Raw genomic sequence first — 10,391 nt, 5'->3', positions numbered from 1 at the left:
TCACGGGTCCGGCTCCGAGAACGGCAGTGGCAGGACCGGCGGTTCCTTTGTCTCTCGCGTGCAGTCCTCGCTGGCGCTCGGAATTCGTTGGCACTTTCCAGGGGAAAGGGAAGTCGCTTTTGTCGCGAGCAGCTCCGCAGTTCTGCGACTGCTCGATTCGGCAGCATCACCCGGCAGGTCTCCGCCGGTCAGCTGTCGAACTCGCCTCATGCGGAGAAGCGGAATCTCCCGAGGCCGTCCGGATGCCTTGGATCATCTGGGGCATTCTGCGGCCGGTGCTGGTCCGTACGACCGGCAGGCAGGATTTCTCCCGGTTGACGAGCTGGTTGCCCGGGCAGTACTCCGATGCCCGGAGTACTTGCCCTTTCGCACACAACCATGAAGGAAACCCGACGATGTTTTCGTGCATCGGTCGCCGGCGTTGTCGGGTGTGGACCCTGCTCATGTAAGTTACATCATGTGTCCATAAGGATTCAAGAGTTATGGTCAGGTGGCTATGGTGCCGCGAATGGCCTTCGGAGCAGCCGCTGCGCCCAATTCCCGGAACATCGGAAAGTTGTTCCGCGTCTTGAGTACCGCACTCGACCCGGAGCCCTCCCACCTCACCTAAGCCATGACGGCTTGGCAGGTACTCTCCACTGCCTCGGCGAGGAGCCGGAGTTCCTTGTCGGTGAGTGACGAGAAGTACGGTACGAGGATCGAGGTCGTCAGTCTCTCGGCCTCGACGCGCTGTTCCCGGACTTCAGCCGGGTCTCGGAACGGCCCCGTGTAGCCCATCCGTTCGGCATAAGCCGGGCCGGTGCGCGGGGGCGCGTGGGTGGCGGCGAGTATCGCGTCGAGCGGTGTCAGCCCGCAGGCCGCGATGGCGCTGATGTGAGCGGCGCCCCGCAGCTCCCGGATCACATGGGTCGTCAGAGCGGCCCGGCCCGGAAGTGAGTCCGGAGCCGGCAGCCGTCGCCAGCCTGCGAAAATCGTGCCGAGCGAGGCGGGAGCCGCATCGACGACCCGGCGGCCCAGTACGTCGACGGTGGCCAGGACGTCACGGTCGATGCTGCCCAGGGCTCGTTCCCCCCATGCCGTGATGATGTCCTTGTAGAGCACGGCGACCTGTTGGTGCGTCAGGCCTTCGGGGACACCGTGCCAGGCCTTCTCCACCTCCGCGAGCGGTTCGAAGGCGATGGCGGCCGCGGCGACCTCGGCCGGGCAACTGCCGAGTACACCGGCGCGGCCGACCACCCAGAACTGGGCGCCGGAGGCGAAGCCGAGCTGCACTCCACAGGCATCGGTCGAATCGGCCAGCATCCAGCGACGGGTCAGCTGCTGAACCGGTTCCTTGATGCGCTCGATGGTCTCGACGGCTGCTGTGGCGGCCATCTGCTTCCCCTCTCACTCGGCTTGTCGTTTCTCACTGGGTTCGTCGGGGACCACATGCTCAGGCCGGCGCGAGCCAGGCCTCCAGCACGCCCGCCAGACGCACCAGGTCGGCGACGGCGATCCGCTCGGTGGCCTGGTGCGCGAGCTCGATGGAGCCCGGGCCGAAGACCGCCAGCTCGTCGGCGAGTCCGGTGTAGCGCAGGGCGTTCGTTCCGAAGGGGGCGGTGGTGGGCTCGGTACCGGACACGTCCGCCAGGAACCGCACGAAGCCGCTGTCCGGGCGCTGGTAGAACGCGGGCGAAGCGGGTCTGCCATCGGGTGTGGTCGGCAGGAGCGAGGTGACCTCGCACGGCAACGGGCAGGAGGCGTGAGCGATCGCCTGCAGACGCTCCAGCACGTCAGCGGGGTCCTCGCCCGGTACGATGCGCCGGCCCACGGATATGGAGCAGAGATCCGGGATCACATTCGTGCCGGTGCCGCCCGAGATGCCGGTGACGGACACGGTGCCGTTGCCCAGTTCTGTGGCCGGCGGGAGGGCCTGCAGGCGTTCGTGCTCCGCGCCGAACGCCGCGATGACCGGTGCCATGGCCTCGATGGCGTTGGCCCCGAGGTCAGGACGCGCCGAGTGGGCCGCCGTGCCGTGCACCGTCACTTCGATGAGCACGAGGCCCTTCAGCCCATGGATGGGGCGGAACTCGGTCGGTTCCGCCACCAGCATCTGGTCGATGTGCAGGCCCTGCTGTTCCGCCCACGGCCGGAACCGGGTCGCGCCGAGCAGCCCTCCGACCTCCTCGCTGACCGATCCGACGAGCAGCAAGGTCGGAGCGGGCCGTAGCCCACGGCGGCGCCAGTCCGCGAGCAGGGCCAGCATGACCCCCATGCTCGCTTTCGTGTCCAGGGCACCGCGGCCCCATACACTGCCGTCCTCGACGCGTCCGTCGAAAGGCGGGTCGGTCATGTGCTCGACGCTTACGGTGTCGGTGTGAACGTCGAGCACGACGAGCCGCTCGGACCGTCCGGGAAACCGCCCGTACACATTGGGACGGCCGGGCAGCACCTCGTCCAGGACGACCTCGTCCGCTCCGTAAGCGTCGAACCGCTCCGCCAGCCGAAGCGCGAGGGCGCCTTCACCGACCGGCCCGTGCTCCTCGGCTCGCGGCCCGGCCTGCAGTGGGTTGACACTGGGGATCCGTACCAGCTCGGCGACCGACTCCGCGAGGGTCAGGCTGTCGATGCCCGTACTCCGCATCAATCGACCCCGAGCGCGTAGAGCCGGGCGGCGAAGTCGAACTGGGCCTGGGTGTCGATGTCGATGGTCAGGTTGGAGGCCTGGTGCCACATCGGCCGCGAGCCGACGAGCCCGAGCGTCGTGGCGACGTGCCGGGTCATGATCGAGCAGGTGAAGCCCAGTTGGTAGTAGGTCGGCAACTCCTGGGACGCACGGTGCCAAGCCCCGAAACCGAACCCCATCGGGTTGAAGTTTCCGTCGAGGAGGTACTCGCGCATCGGGTAGACCACCGTGATGGAGTTCGCGTCCTCGGGGTCGCGGCTCTGCCAGGCCTTGATCACCGCTTCGTGCTCGTCGAAGAACGGGTCCGTCGCGTGGCACCACATGACATCGTCGTCGTCGGGGAGCTGCTTGCAGACCTCGTTCACCACCGACTGGAACGGGTAGGAGTTCTCGGTGAGGTGCGCGGAGCGCGGCAGGAAGGACGCCCCGTACCGCTCGGCCACCTGGCGTGCCGAGGAGTCCTCGGAGGAGAGATACACGTCGCCCGGATCGGCGGCGACGCGGGTCAGCTTCGCCACGAGAATGTCCAGCAGGGACTTCCCGTGCGCGAATTCACGGTAGTTCTTGTTCGGCACCCGGGTGGACGAACGCTTCGCGGGAACAACGAACTTCATGATGTGCTCCTTACCGTGAGGCGGTTTCGAGGTTGTCAGGGATGTGTCGGCGGAGCTCTTCCAAGAGCGGCGGGGACACGGCAGTCAGCGGAAGCCGGCACTCCGGTGACCGCACCAGGCCCTGGCCGGCCAGCCACGCCTTGAGCGGCGCGGGATTCGGCTCTGCGAACAGGAGAGGGATCCAGGGACCGAGCTGGTTCCACTCGGCCAGGGCCGTCCGAAGACTGCCCTTCCGCAACTCGTCGAAAACGCGTACGAACTTCTCGGGGTTGATGTGTGCGGAGGCCAGGACGCCACCGGCGCCACCGAGCGCCACCGACGCGAAGAACAAGTGGTCCTCGCCGGCAAGGACGGCCAGCCGGCCGCTGCCCTCCCGCACCAGTTCGAGCGTCTGCTTGATGTCGCCGGACGAGTCCTTGACACCGACGAGGTGCGGGTTGCGTGCCGCCAGCTCGAACAACGAGTCGTTGTGGAGGTTCACTCCCGTGCGGTACGGAATGTTGTAGACGATGACGTCCCGGTCCGTCTCCGCGAGGACGGCGTCGAAGTGGGCGATCAGGCCGGCCTGCGTAGGCCGGTTGTAGTGCGGAGCCGTGAGCAGGTACCCGTCAGCGGGCTGGCGGTTCCGCCGCCGGACGGAGGCGGCCACCTCTCTGGTGTCGTTGCCGCTCACGCCGACGTAGAGCGGGAGCGTTCCGTCGAGGTACTCGGCCGTGAATGCGACGACAGCCGCGGACTCGTCGGGCGACAGGACCGGTGACTCGCCGGTCGTGCCGAGCAGAACGATCCCGGCGATCCCCGACCCCCGGTATCGGTCCAGTAGCCGTGCGATCGATGCGTAGTCGACTTCGCCGTCGTGGAAGGGAGTGACCAACGGCAGGTAGATGCCGTCGATCCGAGTGTGCCCCATCGTCATGTCACTGCCTCGTGAATAGGGTGGGTGCTGCAGGGAAGAGGCCGGGCGTTTCGCCCGTACGTCGTCAGGACAGGCACGTCAGACGTCGACGCGCGCATGCTCCGTGGTGCGCATCGCACCTCGGCTACGCACGGCGAAGTACCCCGCGACCGCCACGAGCCCTGTGGCAGACAGCCAGTACATGCCGGCCGTCACCTGCCAGGACAGCCCGGTGACCGTGACCACGGCCATGCCCAGCCAGGTGCCTGCGGACTCCGCGGTTCCCCAGGCCAGTCCGGCCGCACTGTACGCGGTCACGCTCGAAAGCCGTCCCCTGACCTCTTCGATCTCCGCGTCGTACATCGGGCCCCAGACCACTTCGGCCAGTGTGAACAGCAGAATCCCGGCGTACCCGACACTCACCGGAGACCCGAGGAGGGCCCCGAACAGCACCATGCTCAGCGCCATGACCAGATGCGCCCCCGGCAGCAGCCCCAGTGCGCACATCCGGGGGTGGCGCGCGCGCAGCCGTTGGACGACGGCCGTGACCGGAGTCTGCAGGATGATGATCAGTACGGCGTTCGCCACGAACAGCAGGGAGACCTGCTGAGGGTCCAGGGAGTCCGCGACGTAGGTCGGCAGCACCTCGAAGACCTGCGCGTACGCCACCCACGTGAGCGAGGTGACCAGGAGGAACACCACGAACGGCCGCAACGTCGGGCCTGCACCCGGGACTTCGGGCGCCGCGCCCGTCGGCCGCGCCACGGGGCGCGGCAGGAGGAGAGCCGAGATCGTAGCACCCAGATAGAGCACCACACCCGCGAGCGGCAGAAGGCCGGGCCAGTGGGTCAGGACCGCGCCACCGGCGGCTGAACCCAGTGCCGAGCCGGCATTGACCGCGAGATTGAGGTGGGAGAAGCCCCGCAGCCGCTGTTCGGCCGAGTACGCGGCGGCGACCAGTGCCTTCAGCGCCGCCGTCGCCGCCGAGAAGGACAGACCGAGGACAGCGGCGAGGAGCAGCCAGACCGGGAGCGAGTGTCCCGGGTAGCCGAGCATGGCCAGCAGTGTGCTGGTGGCGGTCACATACGCCACCAGCACGGAGCGGCGAAGTCCCAGCGCGGTCACCAAGCGGGAGACCAGCAGCCCGCCTGTTCTGCCGAAGAGCAGACAGCCGGCGACGACGGTTCCGCCCGCGGCGCCGCTCATGCCCCGGGTCTGCAGGAGCCACAGTCCGAGGAACGGAAGCAGGGTGAAGTACGCGGCGCTGCTGCAGCCGCGCACCAGGAGGAAGGCCAGGGTGACCCGGCGCGGGACCGTGTCGAGAGCCGCTGCCGACTTCACAGGCCCTCCGCGGGCCGGGATGACGCCTTCCAGGCCATGAGGGACGTACGCACCTCGGTGACCAGGCTTGCGGCCGCGCGGCTGGGCAGCTGTTCGGTCAGAGCGCCGAGCCGGTCGTCGGCGGCCCGGGACTCCGCGGGCGGATCGGAGGTGATGGCCCACAGAGGGCGGATGCGCGCACCGCGACGGCACTTCGCGTCGTAGGACTCGGTTCCCAGGTGGAGCCGGGTCAGGCCGTTCACATAGCAGTAGCGCAGTGGCGCGTACAGCATGAGCTGCGCATACTCGCTCGCCTCGCGCAGCCGGGGATAGTCGAGGCCGAGCAGCCGAAGGGCCAGCTCACGGCCGGTCCGGTAACACAGTGAAAAGCCGGTCAACCGGCTGCCGTCGAAGACCGCGAACACTACGGCCGAACGGTCGAGGTGCTCGGCCTGCCGGCGGAGGAAGCCCCGCAACCGGTCATCGGACATGTCGTGACCGTACTTGCGCTGCACCTGGCCGAGCAGGGGAGCGCCTTGTTCCCAGGTCTCGGACAGCCGCGACTGTCGCACTTCCAGGCCGCTCTCGTCGAAGCGCCGGATCTCCCGCCTGGCGTTGGTGCGCTGCTGTTTGACCGGCAGCGCGTCGATGTGATCGTCGAGTTCCCGGCCGACGAGGTCCACGATGCAGTCCGCGCCCAACAGCTGGACCCCGGGCGTCTTGCTCGGCTGTACGGTGCGGGCTGCCGCTACCACATGACGCGCCGCTTCCGACGGCAGATACGGCCACCACCAGCGGGCGCGTGCCTCCGGGACGTTGTCCAGGGCGGCGTTCAGCAGGACCGCGAGGTCGTCGGGGCCGCCGACCGCGGAGCCGGTATCGGGCAGGAGCACATCCGAACAGAACCCGCGGCGCCCACCGAAGAGCACCATGGGGCCTGGGGCGTCAAGGTGGCCGAGCACACCGGTAGGCCGGTAGTCCGGGTGGCCCTCGTCCGGATTCCAGTGTGCAACCAGGCCGGCGGCCGGCGCACCGCCACGGTAGAGGGCGAGATAGTGCGGATCCGCACCACCGTCCGAGTCCACGAATCGCAGCCAATCAGCGTCGACGTAGAACGATTTGTGGTCCGCCAGCCGATCCCACCCGGCGATCTGCCGTGGGTCGTCATGGTGTTTGAGGGAGGTCACGCGGCGCCTCCGGCGCGCGCTGCGGCCGGCCGGTCGGTCGCGGCGGCCGCCGCGACGAACTCTGGTAATGTGCACGGGCGTTGAGGGTAGGAATGACGATACGTCAGCCTGTACCGACAGCGATCCTCAACCTCTACCCCGGCTCGACCCCGTGGTGTACAACCGGTATGCAGGGCAGCCCCGTTGAGATACATGCCGAAGATCGTGCATGCTTTCCGCGCCGGACGCCAGCCAGTTTCAACGAGATCGAGATCACACTCGCGGTCATTGACGCCCGGTGGCGGTCGGGCTAGCTTCCGTCTTCATCCCTTTTTCCGCGCCTCCATCATCTGCTGTGTATTTCAGCCGTACCCACAGCGCTGAGATCGCAAGGAGCGACACGATCGCGCCGACACCTATGAACCCAGCCAGCTCACTCTTGCCGCTGCCCGACTTCTACGAGCGGGTACTCGTTATCACCGCTCATCCGGATGACGCCGAGTATGCTTTCGGCGGGACGATCGGGCGGCTGTGTGCCGAAGGCTCCGAAGTGCACTACCTCGTATGCACGGACGGATCGCAAGGGGGTGAAGATCCGCATGAGGCGTCCGCCGCACTGACAGCCATTCGTTATGCCGAGCAGCGAACCGCAGCCGAGCTTTTCGGCGTCGACAGCGTGACCTTTCTGGGGCTTCCGGACGGGACGCTGACTCCGACCCTGGCTCTGCGTCGCTCCCTCGTCGAAGCCATTCGTCGAGTGCGACCACGACTGGTACTCACTCATCAGCCCCTGCGCTCCCTCGAATACCCCATCGGCGCCTCCCACCCGGACCATCTCGCCGTAGGCGAAGCCGCGCTCGGTGCCGTCTACCCCGACGCCCGCAACCCGCGAGCCTTTCCCGAACTCCTGGCGGCCGGCCTCGGCCCGCACCGGGTGACGGAGGTCTGGGTTCCAGGGCACGAGCACACCGACTTCTTCGTCGATGTCGGGCCGTACCACGAGCGCAAGATCGCTGCTCTGATGTGCCACGCCAGCCAGTTCCGCACCTCCGTGGATCCGCGCGCTGATGTCGCATGGGTGGTCGAGCGCATGCGTGGCTTCGGTGACCGGGCCGGCTGCGGATACGCCGAGGGCTTCAAACGGATCGTGACCGACACGGCCACCGCTCCGGGGCCGGTGCGGGCCGGCCATGAGCGTTCGGGCGCCTCCTAGACGAAGACCGCCGGTCCGCCCCGTCGCGTGGGCCGTGCAGCTGTGTTACCGCCTCCTCCCTCCAAGCCAGAAAGAATGCTATGACCCGGCACGCCCTGGTTCTGTGTTCCCGTCGCCGCGCCATGCCTGCCCGGCTGTTCGGCGCCCCCGGCATGGAGCGGGTCTCGGTGATCACCGAGACCGGGCACCCGCACAGTTTTCCCTCCGGTGTCGAGATCACGGAGATCGCCGACATCCAGGACCCTGGCGAGGTGCTGAGTGCCGCCATCTCCATCGCCCACCGTGCCGAGATCTCGCACGTCGTCTCGCCCGTGGAATTCAGCCAGGCCGCGGGCGGCTATGTACGTTCCACACTGGGGCTGCCGGGTCTGGGGTATGACGCGGCTCTCGGTTTTTCGAACAAGTACGTGATGAAGCGGCGACTTCGGGAGGCAGGGCTGCCGGTGACCGATTTCGCCCAGGCTCTCTCCCTGGACGACGTACCCGAGGCAGCCGACCGCGTCGGATGGCCGTGCGTGGTCAAGCCGGTGTTCGGCGGCGGGTGCCTCGACATCGTCGTCCTGCAGAGCCGGGAGCATTTCGACGACTTCGCATCCTCGGCCCAGGCCGGTTCGCTCAAAGCCTCCCGCCATCCGCTGATCGTGGAGCGCTACGTTCCCATGGATGCCGAATTTCACTGCGACGCCGTGGTGCACGACGGAGTAGTGGAGTTCGTCGCGCCGTCACGGTACTTCACACCGCTGCTAGGCCAGATCGACAATTTCAGCGGCTCGTACTTCCTGCACGAGGGGCATCCCGATTTCGCTCCCCTACTGGACCTGCACGCCCGTACCGTCCAGGCTCTCGGTATGCGGTCCGGCGTGACCCACCTGGAAGTCTTCAAGGTGTCCGACGGCTTCCTCGTGGGTGAAGTGGCCTGCCGGCCGGCAGGCGGCGGCATTCCCGAGGCCCTCCAATTGCAGTATGGTATAGACATCTGGCAGGCGTTCCTCGATACTTCCATTGGGCGCAGGCCGCAGACCACGGTGCGGCGCAGAAGCGGCATCGTGGTGAACTCCGACTTCCCGACCAGGCCCGGACGTATTACCCGCATCGTTTCCGAAGCGGAACTCGCCGAGCTGCCTGGGGTCATCCGCGCCCGTATGACCATGGGCGTCGGCGATGTCATCTCGGAAGACCTGACTTCCTCCACCAGCCCGGGACTCGTGTTCTACGAGGCGAGCGACGAACAAGAAGTGCTGTCGCGTCTGGAGAACATACGCAACGTCTACTTCTTGGACGCGAGCCCCGTCTGAGCTGCTTCCTTCTCGCAGTTCTCGCTCGCGGCACCATTGATTCGCCGTGCCCGAATCAGGACACGACTGCACCGCGACAGTCGCAGCTCACTTCCTCATGCCCTCCTCGCCATGCAACACGGAAGGGCTATTCGCCAGAATAGTCACGTAGTGGCGTGACTCGATCGAGACCCAGCAGGGTGAAATCGGGTCCGCCACGGGTAAGCACAGGAGAGACGCACATGGAAATCAAGCCGAAGAACCCTGACTCGGAATTCGTTGCCGAAGTGAACGGCGTGGACCTGACCCGCCCTCTTTCGGACGACGAATTCGCCACAATCGACGCATCGTTCAAGCGCTACGCGGTTCTGGTCTTCCCTGGGCAGCCGCTCACCGACGAGCAGCAACTGGCCTTCAGTAAGCGGTTCGGTGCGCTGGAAACAGCTCCGAACTATGCCGGTAAGAAATTGCGGCTGCGGAACGAGTTCACCGACATCTCCAACCTCGACCACCAGGGGCGGGTCCTGGACCCTTCCGATCGACTGACGAAGTACAACCTGGGAAACCAGCTCTGGCACACCGACAGTTCGTTCAAGGCAACGCGGTCCAAGTGTTCGCTGCTGTCGGCGCGTGAGGTTCCGCCGAGCGGCGGAGAGACCCAGTACGCCGATATGCGCGCGGCGTACGACGCGCTTCCGGAGGAGCGCAAGCGTGAGCTCGACGGACTCGTTGCCGAGCACTCCATCGCCACCTCGCGGAAGAAGTCCGGGTTCAGCGAGTTCAACGAAAATATCGCCACTCAACTGCCGCCGGTACCTCAGCGGCTCGTCGACCACTACCCGGATTCCGGCCGTTCGAGCCTCTACCTCGCCTCGCACGCGTCGCACATCATCGGCTGGCCGGTCGAAAAGGGGCGAGCGCTGCTCGAAGAGCTGATGGAGTTCGCCACGCAGGAACGTTTCGTCTATACGCACGACTGGGCGGTCGGTGACCTGGTGGTGTGGGACAACCGCTGCACCATGCACCGCGGCCGACCGTACGACCTCGCACAGCGCCGGGTTCTGCACCGCACCACCGTGTCCGACACCGAGACACCGTTCGACCGCCCGACGGTGGTGAGGGCGTAGTGAGCCGGCCCGCCGGGGTGGTGTCCGCCCGGCGGTGCGAGACCGGCCGATGTCCGGTCTCGTCAGATCTCCGATCCGACGCAGGCACCTGCACCCGTGCCTGCCGCGACGTAGGGA

The 10,391-nt window shown here is 67.0% G+C and carries 9 protein-coding genes; 3 read left to right on the top strand and 6 right to left on the bottom strand.

The genetic code is table 11. From position 1 onward, the window contains the following. Window positions 1-606 precede the first annotated feature (606 nt). The 6 genes from AB0L45_RS07605 to AB0L45_RS07580 form a co-directional block, all read right to left on the bottom strand. Window positions 607-1,374, bottom strand: coding sequence for a hypothetical protein (locus tag AB0L45_RS07605; RefSeq protein ID WP_365837159.1), 768 nt, complete (start codon window positions 1,372-1,374; stop codon window positions 607-609). A gap of 58 nt (window positions 1,375-1,432) precedes the next feature. Further along, window positions 1,433-2,623, bottom strand: a complete 1,191-nt coding sequence (locus AB0L45_RS07600; RefSeq protein WP_365837157.1) for a M20/M25/M40 family metallo-hydrolase — start codon at window positions 2,621-2,623, stop codon at window positions 1,433-1,435. After that, window positions 2,623-3,279: a hypothetical protein gene (locus AB0L45_RS07595; RefSeq protein ID WP_365837155.1), complete on the bottom strand. Its 657-nt coding sequence runs from the start codon at window positions 3,277-3,279 to the stop codon at window positions 2,623-2,625. Before AB0L45_RS07595 ends, AB0L45_RS07600 begins: the two co-directional genes overlap by 1 nt. 10 nt (window positions 3,280-3,289) lie before the next feature. After that, window positions 3,290-4,195: a 4-hydroxy-tetrahydrodipicolinate synthase gene (dapA, locus tag AB0L45_RS07590; protein ID WP_365837153.1), complete on the bottom strand. Its 906-nt coding sequence runs from the start codon at window positions 4,193-4,195 to the stop codon at window positions 3,290-3,292. A gap of 78 nt (window positions 4,196-4,273) precedes the next feature. Continuing rightward, on the bottom strand, window positions 4,274-5,515 hold the full coding sequence (locus tag AB0L45_RS07585; protein WP_365837151.1) for an MFS transporter: 1,242 nt from the start codon (window positions 5,513-5,515) through the stop codon (window positions 4,274-4,276). Then, window positions 5,512-6,681 carry a GNAT family N-acetyltransferase gene (locus tag AB0L45_RS07580; RefSeq protein WP_365837149.1) on the bottom strand — a complete coding sequence of 390 codons (1,170 nt, stop codon included), beginning with the start codon at window positions 6,679-6,681 and terminating at the stop codon, window positions 5,512-5,514. Before AB0L45_RS07580 ends, AB0L45_RS07585 begins: the two co-directional genes overlap by 4 nt. Before the next feature lie 334 nt (window positions 6,682-7,015). Here AB0L45_RS07580 and AB0L45_RS07575 point away from each other — a divergent pair, with 334 nt between their 5' ends. The 3 genes from AB0L45_RS07575 (at window position 7,016) to AB0L45_RS07565 (ending at window position 10,274) form a co-directional block, all read left to right on the top strand. Then, window positions 7,016-7,873, top strand: a complete 858-nt coding sequence (locus AB0L45_RS07575) for a PIG-L deacetylase family protein (protein WP_365837146.1) — start codon at window positions 7,016-7,018, stop codon at window positions 7,871-7,873. Between the two features lie 80 nt (window positions 7,874-7,953). Further along, entirely contained in the window at window positions 7,954-9,168 is a 1,215-nt protein-coding gene (locus AB0L45_RS07570) for an ATP-grasp domain-containing protein (protein ID WP_365837144.1), read from the top strand. Window positions 9,169-9,389: 221 nt separating this feature from the next. Further along, on the top strand, window positions 9,390-10,274 hold the full coding sequence (locus tag AB0L45_RS07565; protein WP_365837142.1) for a TauD/TfdA family dioxygenase: 885 nt from the start codon (window positions 9,390-9,392) through the stop codon (window positions 10,272-10,274). The last annotated feature ends 117 nt before the right edge of the window (window positions 10,275-10,391 follow it).

This window comes from Streptomyces sp. NPDC052496, from assembly GCF_040679095.1.
In the GTDB taxonomy this organism is placed as follows: Bacteria; Actinomycetota; Actinomycetes; order Streptomycetales; family Streptomycetaceae; genus Streptomyces.
Note: the sequence above shows the minus strand (reverse complement) of the source record. Positions and strands in the feature narration are given on the sequence as shown.

Excerpts from the sequence above, each read along its gene's own strand:
- AB0L45_RS07570 (WP_365837144.1), top strand. The coding sequence starts at position 7,954 with ATGACCCGGCACGCCCTGGTTCTGTGTTCCCGTCGCCGCGCCATGCCT.
- AB0L45_RS07600 (WP_365837157.1), bottom strand. The coding sequence starts at position 2,623 with ATGCGGAGTACGGGCATCGACAGCCTGACCCTCGCGGAGTCGGTCGCC.
- AB0L45_RS07595 (WP_365837155.1), bottom strand. The coding sequence starts at position 3,279 with ATGAAGTTCGTTGTTCCCGCGAAGCGTTCGTCCACCCGGGTGCCGAAC.
- dapA (WP_365837153.1), bottom strand. The coding sequence starts at position 4,195 with ATGACGATGGGGCACACTCGGATCGACGGCATCTACCTGCCGTTGGTC.
- AB0L45_RS07565 (WP_365837142.1), top strand. The coding sequence starts at position 9,390 with ATGGAAATCAAGCCGAAGAACCCTGACTCGGAATTCGTTGCCGAAGTG.
- AB0L45_RS07605 (WP_365837159.1), bottom strand. The coding sequence starts at position 1,374 with ATGGCCGCCACAGCAGCCGTCGAGACCATCGAGCGCATCAAGGAACCG.